This window comes from Pseudomonas sp. SWI7 (assembly GCF_006351945.1).
GTDB classification, from domain to species: domain Bacteria; phylum Pseudomonadota; class Gammaproteobacteria; order Pseudomonadales; family Pseudomonadaceae; genus Aquipseudomonas; species Aquipseudomonas fulva.
This window is the reverse complement of the sequence record NZ_CP040930.1, coordinates 1,482,279-1,501,209: the sequence shown is the minus strand read 5'-3', so window position 1 is coordinate 1,501,209 and position 18,931 is coordinate 1,482,279. Positions and strand designations below refer to the sequence as shown.

At 63.5% G+C, this 18,931-nt stretch carries 10 protein-coding genes; 5 read left to right on the top strand and 5 right to left on the bottom strand.

Features of this window, described 5'->3' with window-relative positions:
- Nucleotide 1 precedes the first annotated feature (1 nt).
- A complete protein-coding gene (locus FH041_RS06505) occupies nucleotides 2-1,090 on the bottom strand; it encodes a polyamine ABC transporter substrate-binding protein (RefSeq protein WP_028687795.1) in 1,089 nt (362 codons plus the stop codon).
- Nucleotides 1,091-1,157: 67 nt separating this feature from the next.
- Entirely contained in the window at nucleotides 1,158-2,516 is a 1,359-nt protein-coding gene (locus tag FH041_RS06500; RefSeq protein WP_027916328.1) for a glutamine synthetase family protein, read from the bottom strand.
- A 161-nt stretch (nucleotides 2,517-2,677) separates the two neighbouring features.
- Here FH041_RS06500 and FH041_RS06495 point away from each other — a divergent pair, with 161 nt between their 5' ends.
- Nucleotides 2,678-3,577 carry a helix-turn-helix domain-containing protein gene (locus FH041_RS06495; protein ID WP_028687796.1) on the top strand — a complete coding sequence of 300 codons (900 nt, stop codon included), beginning with the start codon at nucleotides 2,678-2,680 and terminating at the stop codon, nucleotides 3,575-3,577.
- Between the two features lie 101 nt (nucleotides 3,578-3,678).
- Entirely contained in the window at nucleotides 3,679-5,589 is a 1,911-nt protein-coding gene (locus FH041_RS06490) for an AAA family ATPase (protein ID WP_140174280.1), read from the top strand.
- A 218-nt stretch (nucleotides 5,590-5,807) separates the two neighbouring features.
- Here the strand turns inward: FH041_RS06490 and FH041_RS06485 are convergent, their stop codons facing one another.
- Complete coding sequence (locus FH041_RS06485; protein WP_028687798.1) at nucleotides 5,808-7,193, bottom strand: aldehyde dehydrogenase family protein; 1,386 nt, start codon at nucleotides 7,191-7,193, stop codon at nucleotides 5,808-5,810.
- Nucleotides 7,194-7,299: 106 nt separating this feature from the next.
- On the opposite strand from FH041_RS06485, the gene FH041_RS06480 reads away from it, so the two are divergent.
- Together FH041_RS06480 and FH041_RS06475 are read left to right on the top strand one after the other, a co-directional pair.
- Nucleotides 7,300-8,169 carry a LysR family transcriptional regulator gene (locus FH041_RS06480; protein WP_023535440.1) on the top strand — a complete coding sequence of 290 codons (870 nt, stop codon included), beginning with the start codon at nucleotides 7,300-7,302 and terminating at the stop codon, nucleotides 8,167-8,169.
- Nucleotides 8,170-8,535: 366 nt separating this feature from the next.
- Entirely contained in the window at nucleotides 8,536-9,057 is a 522-nt protein-coding gene (locus tag FH041_RS06475; RefSeq protein ID WP_027916324.1) for an acyloxyacyl hydrolase, read from the top strand.
- 51 nt (nucleotides 9,058-9,108) lie between these two features.
- Here the strand turns inward: FH041_RS06475 and FH041_RS06470 are convergent, their stop codons facing one another.
- Entirely contained in the window at nucleotides 9,109-11,244 is a 2,136-nt protein-coding gene (locus FH041_RS06470) for a TonB-dependent siderophore receptor (RefSeq protein ID WP_140174279.1), read from the bottom strand.
- 135 nt (nucleotides 11,245-11,379) lie between these two features.
- Nucleotides 11,380-12,162, bottom strand: a complete 783-nt coding sequence (locus FH041_RS06465; RefSeq protein WP_042139415.1) for a helix-turn-helix transcriptional regulator — start codon at nucleotides 12,160-12,162, stop codon at nucleotides 11,380-11,382.
- Between the two features lie 412 nt (nucleotides 12,163-12,574).
- Between FH041_RS06465 and FH041_RS06460 the strand changes: the two genes are divergently transcribed.
- On the top strand, nucleotides 12,575-18,916 hold the full coding sequence (locus FH041_RS06460; protein WP_140174278.1) for a non-ribosomal peptide synthetase: 6,342 nt from the start codon (nucleotides 12,575-12,577) through the stop codon (nucleotides 18,914-18,916).
- Nucleotides 18,917-18,931 lie beyond the last annotated feature (15 nt).

Below are 18,931 nucleotides of genomic sequence, written 5' to 3'. Positions count from 1 at the left end.
CTCAGCGATTGGACTTGATCTTGGTCCAGGAGCGCGTCATCAGGCGCATGATCTTCGGACTCTGTGTCGTGGAGATGTACAGCTTGTCCAGCACCTCCTGAGGGGGGTAGACCTCGGGGTTGTTCACCAGCGCCGGGTCCATGAATGCCTTGGCATCGGGGTTGGCATTGGCATAACCGACCGTCGCGCTCACCTTGGCGATGACCTGTGGGTCGAGCAGGTAGTTGATGAAGGCCAGGGCCTGCTCGGGGTTGTTGGCATCCTTGGGGATGGCCAGCAGGTCGAACCACAGGTTGCTGCCCTCCTTGGGGATGCTGTAGGCGATCTTCACGCCATTTTTGGCGTCCGCCGCGCGGTTGGCCGCCTGGAACACATCGCCCGAATAGCCAAACGCGATGCAGATGTTGCCGTTGGCCAGGTCCGATACGTATTTGGAGGAGTGGAAGTACGTGATATAGGGCCGCAGGGCCAGCAGGCGCGCCTCGGCTTTGGGATAGTCCGCTGCGTTTTCGCTGCGCGGGTCCATGCCCAGGTAGTTGAGCATGGCTGGGAACAATTCGTCGGGAGAATCCATGAAGGCCACGCCGCACTGCTTGAGTTTCTTGAGGTTTTCGGGCTCGAACAGCACCGCCCAGGAGTCCACTCGATCGATACCCAATGCTGCCTTGACCTTGTCCACGTTGTAGCCGATGCCGTTGGTCCCCCACAGGTAGGGCACTGCATAGCGGTTACCGGGATCGTTCTGCTCCAGCAATTTGAGCAATTTGGGGTCCAGGTGCTGCCAGTTGGTCAGCTTGCTGCGATCAAGCGGCAGGAAAGCGCCCGCCTGGGCCTGACGGGCCAGGAAGTGGTTGGACGGGACCACCACGTCATAGCCGGTGCGACCGGCCAGCAGCTTGCCTTCGAGGGTCTCGTTGGAGTCGAACACGTCGTACACCACCTTGATACCGGAGCTGGCCTGGAAGTCCGCCAGCGTCGTGTCACCGATATAGTCGGTCCAGTTGTACACGCTCACCGTCGGCGCCGCCTGGCTGGTGGCCGCGAACAACAGGGTGAATGCAGAAGGGATCAGGGCTTTCAGGTAATGCATGACGACACCTCGTTGGCATTGTTGTGGGTGTGCGGTATGGAAGGGCCGCGCTGCGGCCCCTGCAGGGTCAGACGCTCAGCATCAGGAACTCACGCTCCCATGAGCTGATGACGCGCTTGTAGTTCTCATGCTCGGCGCGCTTGACCGCCACGTAGCCTTGCACGAAGGACTTGCCCAGGTACCGTTGGACGGTCTGGCAATCTTCCATGTGTTGCAGCGCATCCTCGATGGTAATCGGCAGGCGCAGGTTGCGCCGTTCGTAGGCCCGGCCCTGGACCGGGGCGCTGGGGTCGATCTGCTCGACCATGCCCAGGTAGCCGCACAGCAGGCTGGCGGCGATGGCCAAGTAAGGGTTGGCGTCTGCGCCCGGCAAGCGGTTTTCCACGCGCATCGACTCGGGTGTGGAGGTGGGTACGCGCAGGCCTGCGGTGCGGTTTTCCTCGCCCCACTCGACGTTGACCGGGGCGGAGGTGTCCGGCAGGAACCGGCGGAACGAGTTGACGTTGGGGGCGAACATCGGCAGCAACTTGGGTATGTACCGTTGCAGGCCGCCGATGTGGTGCAGAAACAACTGGCTCATGCTCCCGTCATCGTTGGCGAACACCGGCTTGCCCGTGGCCACGTCGAGCACGCTTTGGTGCAGGTGCATGGCGCTACCCGGTTCATCGGTGATGGGCTTGGCCATGAACGTGGCCGCCACGTTGTGCTTGAGGGCCGCTTCGCGCATGGTGCGCTTGAATACGGTGATTTGGTCGGCCAGGTCAAGCGCGTCACCGTGACGGAAATTGATTTCCATCTGCGCCGGGCCGTCTTCGTGGATCAGGGTGTCCAGGTCCAGCCCCTGCAGCTCGCACCAGTCATAGACATCCTCGAACAACGGGTCGAACTCGTTGGCAGCGTCGATGGAGAACGATTGGCGCCCACTCTCGGCACGCCCGGAGCGTCCCAGCGGCACCTGCAATGGCAGATCGGGGTCTTCGCAGCGCTGGGTCAAGTAGAACTCCATCTCCGGAGCCACGATGGGTTGCCAGCCTTTATCGGCATACAGTTGCAGCACTTTCTTGAGAACGTTTCTAGGTGACAGCTCGATCGGGTTGCCCTGTTTGTCGAAGGTGTCATGGATCACGATGGCGGTCGGCTCGATAGCCCAGGGGATTTGATACACCGCGCTGGGGTCAGGCCGGCAGATCATGTCGATGTCGGCCGCATCGAGCAGGCTGTAGTAGATATCGTCGTCGACGTAGTCGCCGGTGACGGTCTGTAACAGCACGCTCTCGGGCAGGCGCATGCCGCGTTCGTGCAGGAACTTGGCAGTAGGGGCGATCTTGCCGCGGGCGATGCCGGTCAAGTCGCTGATGACGCATTCGACCTCGGTGATGCGGTGCTCTTTCAGCCAGGCGGACAACTGATCGAAGGGGGCGTTCATACGGACCTCTTGAGGTTATCGGTGAGTGCGCGGCATTACAGGTGAACAGCCATTGGCTTCCCAGTCGACGCGCTGGCGACTATCTTGGTCGCAGTCCCGGCTACGATCTATCCACTTTCTACGCTGTTGAATGCACCATAAGAGTGCACAAAGGATGTCGCGTGAATACCGCAGATGCCTTGCAAGTCCAGGCTTATCACACTCACGATGTGACCGAGCAGGTCCGCGTCACACCTGGGTGGCAGCAGCACTATCGGCAGATGTCGCCGGGTCATTTCAGCGGCGAGCTCCGCTGCCTGGGCCTGGACGGGCTGCAGGTGTACGAAGAACGTCTCAACACCCGCGTGGAACAATTCTTTCGGCCTCCGCAGGGCTCGTTGACCTTCTGCTTCGACCGAAGCGAGAACAACCTGTACCTGCTCAATGAGCATACCCGCAACATCTGGATCACCCCCGAGCACTATCAGGAAGTGGCCGTGGTGTTCGAGCAGGCCTTCCTGCTCAGGCATGGGCTGGACCTGGAACGCCTTCAGGGCTTGTTCATGGTGCCGCTGGGCAGCGGGCAAACGGCGTTGTTCGGCAGTTGGCTGAGCGCCACCCTGACCCACTTGGGACAATCCCAGGGCCGTGTGCAGGGGCAAGCCCTGGCCGAGCAGCTGCTGCACGATTGCCTGTTCATCCTGGACACTGCCTGCCAGCGCTTGCAAGGCGTGGCACTGGGGCAACAGGTTGAGGCGCGGGCCATCATGCGCCGTGTCAGTGAATGGGCCGCCGATTGTCCCGAACAGACGCTTAACCTGGTCGAACTGGCGAGCGTTGCGGGCGTTTCGCTACGCCAGTTGCAGCAGGCGTTCAAAGCCTTCACAGGGATGCCCCCTGCGCAGTGGTTGCGGTTAAGACGCCTGAACGGCGCCCGGCGCGATTTGTTGAATGGGGCCGGCGGCACGGTGGCCGAGGTGGCGATGCAATGGTCGTTCTGGCATTTAGGAAGGTTTTCAAACAGTTACAGGCATTTGTTCAAGGAACTTCCCAGTGACACGTTACGGCGTGCCAAGGCTTGAGCAGCCCTCAAGTTGCGGCATGACAACTCCCAGGTGTTTGGTGCCTGCATCAGGGGGATAAAGTTGCTATCGTGCCGCCCTGATAAACGCCTGAGGTGCCGATGTTCTACCTGCCTTTGCCCAGTGACCAGGCCGACAGCCTCGCCGGCGGCACGTGCGCCGATCCACTGGCCGCTGCCGATGTGCTGCAAGCGGCTGCCGTGCTGTTCGTCCAGCACCTGGCCCGTCAACCCAGGCCGCTCACAGCCGACGCCCAGGAGCGGCGCTTCGCCGAGGTGCTGCGCATTGCCCAGCAGGTCGAGCAGGCAGCGCCCGGGCGCTTTCAGGCGCAGGTACAGCAGCAGTTCGACCGCGAAGCGTTCGCCATGGGCCTGGGCATGCTGGGCGAGAATGGCGTCGCGTTGCTATCGCCTGAGGTCGCCTATTCGCCGGATGAATTGCTGGACGATCAGGGGCAGTGGAACTACCAGTTCGCCGACCTGTATCGCCAGCGCGTCACGCCCCTGCATGCCGTGCACCTGCCGTCCCTTGCCAGTGACCTCAAGCTCAGTGACCAGCAGAACCGCCTGTTGCGTGAGTTTCTCAGCGGGGTGGACGAGTCAGTGGCGGTGCAGGGCTTTGCGGGCACCGGCAAGACCTTTCTGATCCATCAGTTCGCCAGGTTGCTCGATCCGCAGCGCACCTTGCTGCTGGCCTTGACCGAAGGGCAACTGCGCGCGCTGCAGGCGCGGGTAAAGGATGCCGCGGCCTACACGGCCATGACGTTCGGGCAACTGGCCGATGAGCTCTTGAACCGCGACCTGACCCGTACCGGCTGGCGACTGCGTGACCCGTATCGCACCCGGCAGTCCTGGCGCCCGCAGGAGTCGCAGATCGTGCGCTGGCTCGGCTTGCCCGACGTCGGACCGCTGTCGGCAGTCGACGTGGTGGGTGTGTGCGTACGCGCGGTGCGCGCCTTTTGCCACACTGGTGACGCCCAGATTGGCTTGCACCACTTGCCGCCGTCCGTGCCCGGTAGCACGCCGCTGGACCAGCAAGTGATGCTCGAAACGGCGCGCCTTTACTGGCAGGCGCTGATCCGCCCCCCGGCCAGGGAAATTCAGTTGCCGCTGCGTGATTACCACCGGGTGAAATTGCTCGCCCTGACCGGCTATCTGATCGATGCGCGTTATACCCACGTCATCGTGGACGAAGCCCACGAATTGTCAGCGCCCATGCTCGAGGTGCTCGACCGCAGCCCGCAGTCGGTGATTGCGCTGGGTGACGAGTTGCAGAACCTCAATGGCCTGAGCGCCCACCACGGCGGGTTCATTCGTCAACGCTACATCGACCATTCGTTGCGGGTCGGGCCGGCCATGGACAATGTGCTCAACCCGTTGATTCAGGCGCACCCGGCGGCCATCCAGGCCGCGTTCAGCGGCAGTGCCGAGCATTACACGCGCGTCAGTTTCTTCGACGGCGTGACCGTGCCCGAGCAGCCAACGGCCTTGATCGTCGAGGACGAGTGGGGCCTGTTCGGTTGGTTCCAGCGCCTGACGCACCTTGGGGTTGCGTTCGTGATGCTGCACGGGGCACGCAAGGACTTCGAGCTGTTTGTGGAAGACTGCATCGAGCTGTACCGCCACGGCACCCGGCCCCGGCACCCGATGCTGTTCCGGTACGCCAGCTGGCAGGCGCTGGCCGAGCACAAAGGGGACGACAAGGCGTTCATCGCGGTGGCTTCGATGCTGGGCAAGGGGTATACCGCGCAGCACTTTGCCAAGGCCAAGAGCCGCTATCGCTGGGACAAGGCGCCCAAGCTGTTCCTGGGGCGGGTTCGGGATGTGAGAAACATGGAGTTCGCGCGGGTGATGGTGTCGCCAGAGCTGATAGTGCCGCAACAGGTGACAGGCAATCGCAACGAGCGCGCTCGGTTGCTGGCAGGGTTGTACACGGCGTGTTCCAGGGCTCGACATGAGCTGATCGTGCCGGGTGGGATGCTCGATTGGGTGAAAGATCAGGGGCGGGGGTGATGGAGAGTGAGGGTCAGCCGGGTGGGTAACAATTGCACCTCGGCTGAACGCTGCTCGTTCTTTCAGGCAGGGGCCCCCTGCCTGAAAGGTGCTGCAGCGCCAGGCCCCCGCATTCAGCTTTGACTCTAGATCGGGGGGCCGCGCAGCGGCTTCGCGCGATGTAACACGCGAAGCTAAAACGCCATGACCACAACCCGGCTCTCATGCCAGACAGCGCCTTAGTTGCGATCCAACCACACGGTCTGCACATTGGTGAACTCCCGCACGCCAAAGTGCGACAGTTCACGCCCGAACCCGCTTTTCTTCACCCCGCCGAAGGCGACACGGGGGTCGGAGGCGCAGTAGCCATTGATGAATACCGCACCGGTCTCCAGCGCCGACGTCATCCGTTCGGCCAAGGCATAGTCGGCCGTGTAGATGGTCGAAGCCAGGCCAAACTCGCTGTCGTTGGCCAACGCCACGGCATGGTCGGCATCCCGCGCGGTCGTGATCGCCGCAACCGGGCCGAACAATTCCTGCCTGAAGGCTGTCATCTGAGGCGTCACATCACCCAGCACGGTGGGTGCATAGACATTGGCCACACCTTCGACTTTGTGGCCACCGAGCAACAAAGTAGCCCCTTCGGCAAGGCTGGCCTGCACCTGGCCATCGAGCTCGTCACGCAAATCGTAGCGGGCCATGGGGCCAATATAGGTCGCATCTTCAAGCGGGTTGCCCACTTTCAAGGCCTGTGTTGCTTCCACGAATTTGCGTGTGAAGGCCTCGGCGATGCTCTGTTCGACGATAAAGCGCTTGGCGGCCGCGCACACCTGCCCGGTATTCTGATAACGGCCGATCACTGCCGCCTGCACCGCCGCATCCAGATCGGCATCGGCCAGCACAATGAAAGGGTCCGAACCGCCCAGCTCCAGGACGCACTTCTTCAGCGCAGCACCGGCCTGTGCACCGATCGCCATGCCGGCGCGCACGCTGCCGGTCAAGGTCACCGCCGCAATGCGCGGGTCGTTGATGGCGCGTGTCACACCCTCCGGTGTTACGTTGAGCACCTCAAACACACCCTCTGGTACGCCCGCATCCTTGAACAGCTTATCCAGCAGGTAGGCGCTGCCCATCACGTTGGGGGCATGCTTGAGCACGTACGTATTGCCCGCCAGAATCGCAGGTACCGCGCCGCGCAGCACCTGCCAGATGGGGAAGTTCCAGGGCATCACAGCCAGGATCGGGCCCAACGGGCGGTACTCGATACGGGCTTTTTCAACCTGGGTCGCTTCAGGCGCGAGCATCGCGGGGCCGTGCTCGGCGTACCAGCGGCATAGGCCTACGCACTTGCTGACTTCACCCCGTGCCTGCGTAATCGGCTTGCCGATTTCGCGGCTGATCATCTGAGCAAAGGTCTCTGCCTGCGCCTCCAGGACAGTGGCCAGGGCCAGGAGGTGCTCGCTGCGCTGATCGGCCGACAGCCGGCTCCACTGGCCATAGCCGCTCTTGGCCCGCGTTAGCGCCGCCTCGAGCGCGGCATCGGTGTCGAACGGGTAAGCGCCGATCTGTTCGCCGGTGAACGGGTCGAGTGAGATGGCGTGGGTCTGGCTGCTGATCGCATTCATGGCGGAGCACTCTCGCTGTAGTTATGCAGTGGGCTCAGACTAATGGGCTAGGGCTTTAATGAAAACTGAATAATAATGAGTCACTCATTCACGTTTGGAGAAAGCCGTGGACCTGATACAACTTGAGATGTTCAAGGCAGTCGCCGAGCAAGGCAGCATCAGTGCAGCCGCGCAGCATATCCACCGGGTGCCCTCCAACCTGACCACGCGCATCAAGCAACTGGAAGAGGACCTGGGCGTGGACCTGTTCATACGTGAGAAAAGCCGCCTGCGCTTGTCCCCGGCCGGCTGGAACTTCCTGGAGTACACCCGGCGCATCCTCGACCTGGTTCAGGAAGCGCGTAGCACCGTGGCAGGGGAGGACCCACAGGGCACGTTCGCTCTGGGCTCCCTGGAGAGCACTGCGGCGGTGCGCATCCCGGCTGTATTGGCAGCCTACAACCAGCGCTATCCCAAAGTGGACCTGGACCTGTCCACGGGCCCCTCCGGGACCATGCTCGAGGGCGTTCTGTCGGGTCGGCTGGTGGCCGCGTTCATCGACGGGCCGGTCTTGCACCCTACCTTGGAGGGCATGCCGGTTTTCGAAGAAGAGATGGTCATCATCGCGCCCCTCAACCATGCGCCTGTGAACCGGGCGCAAGACGTCAACGGCGAGAATATCTACGCGTTTCGCGCCAACTGCTCCTACCGGCACCATTTTGAAAACTGGTTCGTCAACGATCAGGCCGTCCCACGCAAGATTCACGAAATGGAGTCCTACCACGGCATGCTGGCGTGCGTCAGTGCCGGTGCGGGCTTGGCCATGATGCCGCGCACCATGCTGGAGAACATGCCAGGGTGCAGCACGGTCAGTGCCTGGCCGATGTCTGAAGACTTCCGTTACCTGAAGACCTGGCTGGTCTGGCGCCGTGGGACGGTCTCGCGCAGCCTTTCGACGTTCGTGAATCTACTTGAAGAAAGCATCTCATCATCCTGATTTGAAAAGATTTGAACGATGCTGAGGGCGTTCGGTCTAGGCATCGGTCGCCGGGCTCGATGCATCAGACTGTCACGCTAGAGCCTTGGATATATCAAGCGGTCTAGCACGCTTATCTGCCTAACCCAAGCAGTAAACGGCTAAAAGGATCACGGGAAGTGATAGCAATCTACTTCCAAGTTCCTATACAACTGACCATAATCCGGCAATTATTACATCGTGTGACCGAAACACGAGATTCGGTTACCAAAAATTTCGAGAGGTTAAACCCTGCGCCGTTCGGTCAGCGTTCAGCAAGCTGACGCAACCAACTGACACAGGGTCCATGCCTCCAGTTGTCGCACTTACCATCAGGAGATGTCATAGATGAAATCCCGTATCGCTGCTTCGTTGGCTGCCGCCGTGCTGGCCTTCGCCGGGGCGAACCTGGCCCAGGCTGCCCAGGTTACCGGCGCCGTCGGTGTCACCAGCCAAGGCGACATGACCTACCGTGCAGGCTTGTCCTTCGACTGGGACAAGCAGTGGTTCGAGACCAGTGTCGGCCACCTGACCGGCTACTGGGACGCGGGCTACACCTATTGGGAGGGCGGTGACGCCAGCGGTGCCCACTCGCTGTCCTTCAGCCCGGTGTTCACCTATGAATTCAGCGGCTTCACCTACACCCCCTACATCGAAGCAGGCATCGGTATCGCGGCATTTTCCAAGACCCGGGTCGGCGACCAGCGCATGGGCTCGTCCTTCAACTTCGAAGACCGCATCGGCCTGGGCCTGAAGTTGCCGTCGGAGCAGAAGGTCGGAATCCGCGCCATCCATTACTCCAACGCGGGCATCCGCCAGCCTAACGATGGCATCGAGTCGTACTCGCTGTTCTACAGCAAAGGCTTCTGATGACCAGCCCGGCTCGGCGGCTGCCTGGCCGCCGAGCCGGTCGAGTGCCTGTCAGAAGGTGTAGGCCACCCCGGCCTGCACCGTACGAGGCGCGCCCGGATAGGCGTAGGTGTTGAACGAGCCTTCGTCATAGCCCTTATTGAACAGGTTCTTCACGTCCAGGTTCAGGCGTACGTGCTCGCTGACCTTATAGAAGCTCAGCAGGTCCACCACGCTGTAGCGCTCCATGGTGTAGGTGCTGGTTGCGGTCTGGCCGGCACGGTCATCCACGTATTTCACCCCAACGCCCAACCCGAGCCCCTTGGCCAAACCGTCCTGGAACTCGTAGGTGTTCAGCAGGCTGAAGGTGTTGCGCGGGATATTGGCAAGGCGCGTACCGCTGGGCAGGCTGGTGTCCTTGGTGACTTGGGCATCGACATAGGAATAGCCACCGATGACGCGCCATTCGGGGGTCAGGTTGCCTGCCACGTTGATATCAAGCCCGCGGCTGCGCACCTCACCTGCAGCCACCTTGAAGGTGTTGGTAGGGTCGCTGGGGTCGTTGGCCAGGACGTTTTCCTTGACGATGTGATAGACCGCAGCATCCGCGCTCAGCTGGCCATCGAGCGACGCCCACTTCAACCCCAGCTCATAAGACTTGCCCTTTTCCGGATCGAAGCCGCCTCCGCTGGCGGGCGTGCCGGTGTTGGGCTTGAACGAGCGCGCGGTGTTGGCGTACACCGCCAGGGTATCGGTCAGGTCGTAGATCAGGCCAAAGCGCGGCGTCACGCCATTTTCGCCTTTGCTGAAGTCGCGGTTGGTCGGCATCTTGTCGTCGTAGTCATGCTCGAAGCGCTCCAGGCGTACCCCGGCCAGCGCCTTGAGGCGCTCGGTCAGGGCCACTTGGTCCTGAATGAAGAACGCCCAGGTTTGCAGGTTTTCCTTGTCCCAGGTGGTCGTGCGGGTCAGGGCAGGGCGAGGCTGGCCCAGTAGCGGGTGATAGATATCGATGGGGTAGGTGCCATCGCGCGCCGAGGAGCGCTGGATGATGGAGTTGTAATCGTAGTTCTCGTATTCGACGCCGGTCAGCAAGGTATGGCTGAACGCGCCTGTATCGAAGTGCCCTGTCAGGTTCAGCTGCCAGTCCCGGTCGGTCCACTGCAGCTTGCGCCAGTTGAAGTTGCGCTCCAGGGTGCGACCATCCACCGGGGCCTTGTTGGCTTCCACGGCATTGCCCTGCAGGCTGCCATCGAGGAACTGGAACCCGCCGGCCAGCGTCCAGTCTTCGTTGAGCAGGTGCTCGAAGCGTATCTGGGCCATGTTGTTGTCGTTGTGCAGCAGGTTGTCACTGCCCTTTTCCCAGATGTAGGTGTCCCGCGAGGCGCTGCGCGGTTGGGTAGCGTAGCGGGTCAGGCCGCGATCAAGGGGGTGGTTGTTGCGCATGAAGTCGCCTTCGAACACCACCTTGGTGCTGTCGTTGACCTGCCAGCTCAGTACTGGGGCCACGTCGTAGCGCTCGCCCTGCACATCGTCACGGAAACTGTCGCCGCCTTCGCCCAGCACATTGAGCCGGTAGGCCACAGAGCCGTCCTCGTTTAGCGGCCCGGTGGCATCGAGGGTGGCGCGGTGCATGCCTTGGTCGTCGAACTGACTGCCCAGTGTCACGCTCGGGTCCGACAGGGGATGCTTGCTGACCACGTTGAAGGTGCCACCCGGATCGCCACGGCCATACAGGCTGCTGGCCGGGCCACGGATGACTTCCAGGCGCTCGACCGTATTGGCGTCTGGCGCATTGGGGTACCCCCGGTTGATCGGGAACCCGTTGCGGTAGAACTCGCCGGTGGTGAAGCCGCGCACCGTGAAAGTGGTAAGGCCTTGGCCGCCGAAGTTGTTGGCGCGGCCGACGCCGCCGGCATAATCGAGCCCGTCCTGCAGACGGGTGGCGCCGGTATCCTGGAGGACATCCTTGGGTACCACGCTGACGGACTGAGGCGTCTCGTGCAGTGCCGTGTCAGTGCGCGTGGCACTGGCCGAGCGGCTGGCCTTGTACCCCTGGACCGGGCCGTCGGCCCGTTCGGCATCGGCACTGCCGGTAATGCTCAAGGCTTGAAGTTCGATTTGCGCGGCGTCGGGCGGGGAGGCCGGATCGGCAAACGCCAGGGGGGAAACGGCATGAAGTACACAAAGCGAGACGAACGTGCGACGCATCGACAGTACGATCCTGAGTAGGGCGCTGGAGTTGGAGGTGTAACCGCGCCGGGAAAATACTACGAATCATTATCAAATGCATCTATTTCGGTTTACACCTGTGCTCTGTTTGCGCAGAGGGGTAGGCGCAGGTCGCTACCCGCCTGTCATCCATTTGGTCAGGCCATTACGGCCGCTTACGCCTAACTTGGCAGCAGCGCGTTTGAGATAGGTTTCCACCGAGCTGTTCTTCACATTCAACCGCCGGGCGAGCTCAGGGACCGTGCAGCCGCTCAGCAGGCCCACGCACACCTCTTGTTCGCGCACCGAGAGCTTGACTGAAGCCTGCATCAGACGTCTGCCGAACGTCTGTTGCAGTCTGCCGACCTCTGCGTCATCCAGCGCCTGGCCAATCACTTCGGCGCCGTCATGATCGAGCAATTGACCGTGATGTTCGACGAGCGGCAGCAGCGTACTGGAGAGGCTCTTGAGCTGCGACAGCTCTGCCAGCGAAAAGCGTCGCTCGCAGGGCAAGCGGTAGGCACTGATCACCCACCGTTTGGTACCGCTGCAGGACACCAGGTGGCATTGATGGGCCGGGCGCAGATTACGCGGATTGCTGCCTTCGGGCGCCTTGAACTCGATGAGCAATGGGTCGTGCATCTGCTCGATCGATTGCAGCAGGGGATGAGGCAAGCGTGAGCCCACCTGCCTTGCATGCACACCGGCGCGGCCGAGCACTTCGACCCGGCTGTCCGTCAACTGCGGTGCATCGAGGGTCCATTCACTGATTTCCAACCCGTCGATGCTGACTTGATCCTGTACCAGGCGAAGCATCTGCTCGGCGAAACAGGCGCCGCCGGTCTGCGCGATCAATTCACCCAGCTGCAGATAGAGATGAGGGTCCGGTCGGTAGTCGGAGCGAGCGTTCAACATCATGTCGATGGGTTCCTGAGGGCCTGCTGTAACTGCGTCTGCCCGCGCAATCACATTGCAATCGGGCAGGGTGTATGGGCGTATTCAAGCCCGCTGACTGGAAGACGTCTGTAGCGGGATTCAGGGACAGAACATGCCAGCAAAAGGTGGTAGGCGCAGATCATCGGATGCGTGGGGAACGCTGGAAAAAGGGCCAAATGCCAGCAAATTGGCGTCAGAAGGGTGGCTCCGCAGGGATAAGCGAAGCCAATACAATATGCCGTGAGCCATCGTCGCCAGCCCCGTGTAGGTAATCTCCTACAAGGATTTCAGCAGCCCACGTTGCTTGCGAGGGTGTCCGGGTTTAATGGGCCATACAGGGCAGGCGCCCGGTGTTTGAATCGCACGCTGACCCCTCAGAAGGACCTGACCGATCATGCCTGCCGCCGACCTTTTCGACCTCACCGTTGCCCAGCGGGATATCTGGCTGGAGCAACTCAGCCAAGGCACATCCCCGCTGTACAACATTGGCGCCTATGTCGCGCTGGAGGGGCAGGTGGACAGGACCAGGCTGACGCTGGCACTGCATCACCTGGCCAGCCTCCACGATGCCTTGCGTACCGTGTGGGTACAGGAGGGTGGCTCGGCGCGGCAGCGTTTCGCCCCCCAGCTGCCCGTGACCTTGATGTGGGACGACCTTCAAGCTGACGCCCACCCGACCGATGCAGCCCTGAACCTTCTCGATGCCTGGATGCGCATGCCCATTGCACTGGAGCAAGGGCCGCTCTGGGAGGCCAGGCTGATCAGGATGGGCCCCCGCGAGCACTTGCTGGCCTTGCGCGCCCACCATCTGGTGCTCGATGGGTGGGGCGTTGACCAGTGGTTCAAGCAACTGGCCGACCTCTACCTCACGCTCGAACACCAACAGGCGCTGCCCGGCAGCGCGCCCTCGTACTGCGCCTTTATCGAAGAGGATGCGCGCTACCGGGCCTCGGCGCGTTATCAGCGTGACCGTGAGTACTGGCTGACCAGGCTTGCCCAACTGCCCGACCCCCTGCTGCGGCCTACCCAACCGGCCTTGTCGCCGGAGGATTCACCGAGCCATGCGCTTGATCTGGCGGTTACGCCTGGCTTGATGCGCAAGTTGCGGGCGCTGGCCGACACCCTAGGCGTGTCGCCGTTGCCGGTGTTGCTGGGGGCACTGCACGTCTGTGTCTGCCGCACTTGGCAGCGCGATCAATGGATGGTCGGCTTGCCGGTACGCAACCGCGCCAACGCACAGTTCAAGGCAACCCTGGGATTGTTCACCCAGGTCAGCCCACTGCGCATGGACTTTGGCAGGAACCTGTCCTTCGCGGACCTGATTCAAGCCATCGTCGCTACGCTCAAGCAGGATTTTCGTCATCAGCGCTACCCGTTGAGCGCGCTCAAACGCGACGTCGCCGCGCATCAGGAGGGGCGCACGCAGTTGTTCGAGCTGCTGGTGTCCTTCGAAGAAGACAGCAACGCGCTGCAAATCGGCGACGTGGCCGGTGCGACGGTCATGATCTGCAATGGCCATGAACCCTCACCCTTGAGCATCCATTTGCGCTGCAACACCCACGCAGGCACCGCGCGCCTGCACTTGGTGCACAGCCGCGCCTGGTTCAGCGACGAACAGGCCAAAGCCCTCGGCGCACGACTGCTGCATGTGCTGGAGCAGGGCCTGGCCCAACCCCAGGCCCTGGTATCGGCCTTCGACATGCTGACCGCACCCGAGCACCAACGCCTCAGGGCATGGAACATGACGGCCATGTCAGCGGCGCACACGGCGCCCTGCCTGATTCAGCAACGCATCGAGCTGCAAGCCCGCACGCAGCCGGGAGCCCTGGCGGCCTGTTTCGGCGACCAAACCTTGAGTTACGGCGAGCTCGATCACCGCGCAAGCGCCTTGGCCCAGCACCTCGCAAGTCTCGGGGTAGGCCCTGAACGGCGCGTGGCAGTGGTCGCCCAGCGAGGGCTGGCCACCCTGGTTGGCCTGCTGGCGGTACTCAAGGCAGGCGGTGCTTACGTGCCGGTCGATCCCGCCCATCCGGCAGAGCGCATCGCCTACCTGCTGCAGGACAGCGCTCCGCACGTGGTCCTGACCCTTTCGCGCTTCGCACCGCGCCTGCCCAAGCACGGCAGGCCACAGATCGAACTGGACGACCCGTCGTGGCCGACCGAGCCCGCAGCCACCTTCTCGTTCGCACCGCAAACGCGTACGGATTTGGTCTACATCATCTATACCTCTGGCTCCACCGGCCAACCCAAGGGAGTGATGGTCGAGCAACGCATGCTGGCCAACCTGGTGGACTGGCACTGCACCCAATTCGCGCTTGGCCCAGGCCGCCATCAGTCCAGCGTGGCGGGCTTTGGCTTCGATGCCATGGCCTGGGAGATCTGGCCGGCGCTGTGCAGTGGCGCCACCTTGCACCTGGCACCGGTACGCGAAGGGGCCGAGGATGTACACGCCTTGCTCGCCTGGTGGCGGGCCCAAACGCTTCACGTCAGCTTCTTGCCCACGCCGATTGCGGAACTCGCCTTCGCCCAGGGGATGCCCCATCCAACATTGGAAACCCTGCTGGTGGGCGGTGACCGCCTGCGACGACTGGGCCGGGAGCTGACGTGCAAGGTGATCAACAACTATGGCCCGACCGAGGCCACGGTAGTGGCCACGTCGGGGCAGGTGCAGCCGGGTGGGCCATTGCACATCGGCGTTCCGGTCGCCAACACCCAGGTGTATGTGCTGGACGGGCAGGGCCAGTTGCTGCCGCCCGGCGCGGACGGTGAGCTGTATATCGGTGGCCAAGGGGTGGCCCGGGGCTACTTCAACCAGCCGCAACTGAGCGCCGAGCGCTTCGTTCAAGACCCGTTCAGTAGCGCGCCTGGCGCCCGGCTTTACCGGACCGGTGACTGGGTGCGCTGGCTGTCCGACGGCACGCTTGAGTACCTGGGCCGCAACGACGACCAAGTGAAGATCCGCGGTATGCGGGTCGAGCTTGCGGAGATCGAAGCCGCCTTGAGCCGTCACCCGGCGGTGAACGAAGGCGTGGTCATGCTCCGCGAGGGTCAGTTGCATGCCTGGTTCACGGCGACCGATCCGGTCACGCCCCGGGCCCTGCACGATCACCTGCGCGATAGCCTGCCAGTCGCCCTGTTGCCGGTCGCCTACATGCAGGTCGCCCACTGGCCCTTGACCGCCAATGGCAAGCTCGACCGACGCGCGCTGCCCCCAGCGGATGACACGGCCATGGTGCGGCACGAGCATGAGCCGCCAGAAGGGGAGATGGAGCAACGCCTGGCCGCGCTCTGGGCCCAGTTGCTGCACATCGAGCGCATCGGCCGGCACGACCATTTCTTCGAGCTGGGCGGGCATTCGCTGCTGGCTGTCCAACTGATCGAGGCCATGCGCCAACAAGGCCTGCAGGTCGATGTGCAGGTGCTGTTCGGGCAATCGACCCTGGCAGCGGTCGCCGCCAGCGCCAGGGCCACCGAGTGCGTGCACACCCCACCGCCGTGCATCCCGTTGCAGTGCCAGCGCATCGAGCCGGGCATGCTGCCCCTGGCCACGCTCAGTCAGGCAGCGCTCGACCGCATCGTAGCGGGGGTGCCGGGTGGCGCGGCCAACGTGCAGGAAATCTACCCCTTGGCGCCCTTGCAGCAGGGGCTGCTGTACCACCACCTGACGGACACGGTCGACCCGTACCAGCAACAGGCCTTGTTCTCGTTCGCCACCGAGCAACAGGTGCGCGACTTCGCCGTAGCGTTGCAGCATGTGATGCAGCGCCACGACATCCTGCGCACCAGCCTGGCCTGGGAAGGGCTGGAGACGCCGCACCAGGTGGTCTGGCGCCATGCCCGCCTGCCAGTCGAACGCTGGCAGGGGCCTGAAGGTCAATGGCGTGACCACTACCATCCCGGCCGGCGCCCGCTCAGCCTGGACAAGGCGCCGATGCTGGCACTGGTGTGCATGGATGCACCTGAACAGGGCCGTTGGCTGGCCTTGCTGCGTTTTCACCATCTGGTCAACGACGCGGTGTCCTTGCAGGTGCTACTGGGCGAGCTGGAGGCCTGTATGGCGGGGCGGGGCGCGCAATTGCCAGCGCCAGTGCCGTATCGGGATTACGTGGCGCTCACTAACCGCGCCGAGCGCCAGGCCGCCCACCGGGCATTTTTCACCGAGCAACTGGCGGGGTTGGCGCCGCAGCAGCCGCTGTCGGGCTGGGGCGCAGTGGCGCTCGATCCGGCCGACCTCGAGAACGCCAGCCGTGACCTGCCCGCCGCCACGGTCGCCAGCCTGCGCGCCCTGGCAAGGGCGCATGGCGCCAGCCTTGCGAGCCTGCTGCACCTGGCATGGGCCCACGCACTGGGTAGCCTGAGTGGGCGCGACCAAGTCGTGGTGGGCACGGTATTGCTGGGGCGCAGCATGGCCGGCCCTGGCGCCGACCGGGCGCTGGGGATGTTCATCAACAGCTTGCCGCTGCGCATCAACCTCAATGACTGCACCCCAGCGCAGGCGTTGGTGGATACCCATGCTCGCCTGGCGGCGCTACTGGCCCATGAAGATGCGCCGCTGATCCTGGCCCAGCAATGCAGCGGTCTGCCGGCCGGCAGCGCACTGTTCGACAGCCTGGTGAACTACCGTCAGGGTGCGCTGCCGTTGGGCGAGGTCATGCCGGGTGTCGCGCTGGTCGAAGCCAGTGAAGTGACGAGCCATGGCCTGGTATTGACGGTGGATGACCCGGGAGATCGCCTGCAACTGTCTGTGCGTGCCCCGCGTGCGCTGGGGGCGCAGCGCATGCTGGACTACCTGGGCACGGCGCTCGAACAGATCGGCCAGGCACTATCGGACCCGACATCCGGCATGCTCCAGCAGCTATGCCCGGTGCCTGCACGGGAGCTTGCGTTGATGCTCGAAGGCTTCAACGCCACCGAAGACCCCACCAGCCCTGTTCACCAGACACTGCCGACGCTGTTCGAGGCCCAGGTGCAACGTACCCCCTGCGCCATCGCCCTGCAGGCCGACGGCCAGAGCCTGGACTACCAGACGCTCAACGAACAGGCCAACCGCCTGGCGCACTACCTGATCGGCCTGGGCGTGACACCTGACAGCCGAGTGGCGGTGTGCATCGAGCGAGGTGTCAGCCTGATGATCGCCTTGCTCGGGGTGCTCAAGGCAGGTGGTGCCTACGTGCCGCTGGACCCTGAATACCCGCAAGAGCGGCTGCGCTTCATGTTGCAGGACTGCAACCCGGTCACGGTGCTGGTGCACGGGGCCACGGCAGGGCTCTTCGCGCCGTTGCAACAGCCCACCCTGAACCTGGACCGCTGTGATCTGACCGAGCGTCCTTGCACCGACCCTCAGATGCCTGGCCTTGGCCCGCAGCACTTGGCTTACGTGATGTACACCTCAGGTTCGACCGGCACGCCCAAGGGCGTGATGATCGAGCATCGCGGCCTGTGCAACCTGATGCACTGGGGCTCGCTGATCCGGGCACCACGTGCCGGTGACGCCTTGCTGCAACGCGCCCCGTGCACCTTCGACGGTTCGGTCTGGGAGTTGTTCTGGCCGTTGACGGCGGGGGTGCGCCTGGTCCTGGCTCGCCCCGGTGGGCACCGCGACCCTGGCTACCTGGTGGAGCTGATCAAGGCGCAGCAGGTCAGCATCGTCAAGTTCGTCCCGGCGCTGTTGCAGCAGTTCCTCGATCAGCCAGGGGTGCAGGGGTGCACCCGGCTCACCGACATTTTCTGCGGAGGCGGCGATCTTACCCCCGCGTTGCTGCAAAGCCTTCGCGAGCGCTTGCCCTGGGTGTGCGTGCATAACGTGTATGGCCCCACCGAGGCCACTGTCGACAGTACCGCCTGGTCGTTGCCGGCCCATACGCCACTGCCGGTGCAGACACCGCCGATCGGCCGTCCGATCCCCAACACCCGCGTGTATGTACTCGATGAACACGACCGCCCGGTACCGCTGGGCGGCGTAGGCCAGTTGCACATCGGTGGAGTAGGCGTGGCGCGCGGCTATCTGGGCTTGCCTGAGCTTCAGGCCGAACGCTTCATCGCCAGCCCCTTCGTCGACGGCGACCGGCTCTACCGCACAGGCGATCTGGTGCGCTATCGAGAAGACGGCAACCTCGAATTCATGGGCCGCAACGACTTCCAGGTCAAGCTGCGCGGCCTGCGCGTGGAACTTGGAGAGATCGAGGCCTCGCTCACCGCCCACCCGGCCGTTGCGCAGGCGGTGGTGTTGATGCGCGAAGAGCGCCTTGTGGCCTACTTCACGCTGTGCGACGGTCAGCCTGCGCCGGCCCTCGAGGCGCTGCGCGGTCACCTGCTGGCCTGCATGCCGGAGTACATGGTGCCCCAGGCCTTCGTGCGCCTGGCGCAGTTGCCCTTGAGCGCCAACGGCAAGCTGGATCGGCGCGCCTTGCCCGCGCCCGGCGCCGATGCGGTCATCAGCCGCGCCTACCGTGCACCCGAAGGCGAGCTGGAAGCGGCCATGGCGGCCATCTGGGCCGAGTTGCTCAAGATCGAGCAGGTGGGCCGTGACGACAACTTCTTCGAGCTGGGCGGGCATTCATTGCTGGCCGTGAGCCTGGTGGCGCGCCTGCGCCAGGCCGGGCTGCACGTCGATGCCAGGGCGCTGTTCACCCAGCCCACCCTCTCGGGGCTCGCCGCCAGCAGCCAGGCCCAGCCTGAACAGGCCGTCATCCCGCCTACCACCATCCCAAGCCTGGGCAAACGCAGGCGCCTTTGAGGCCAAGCCCGGGGC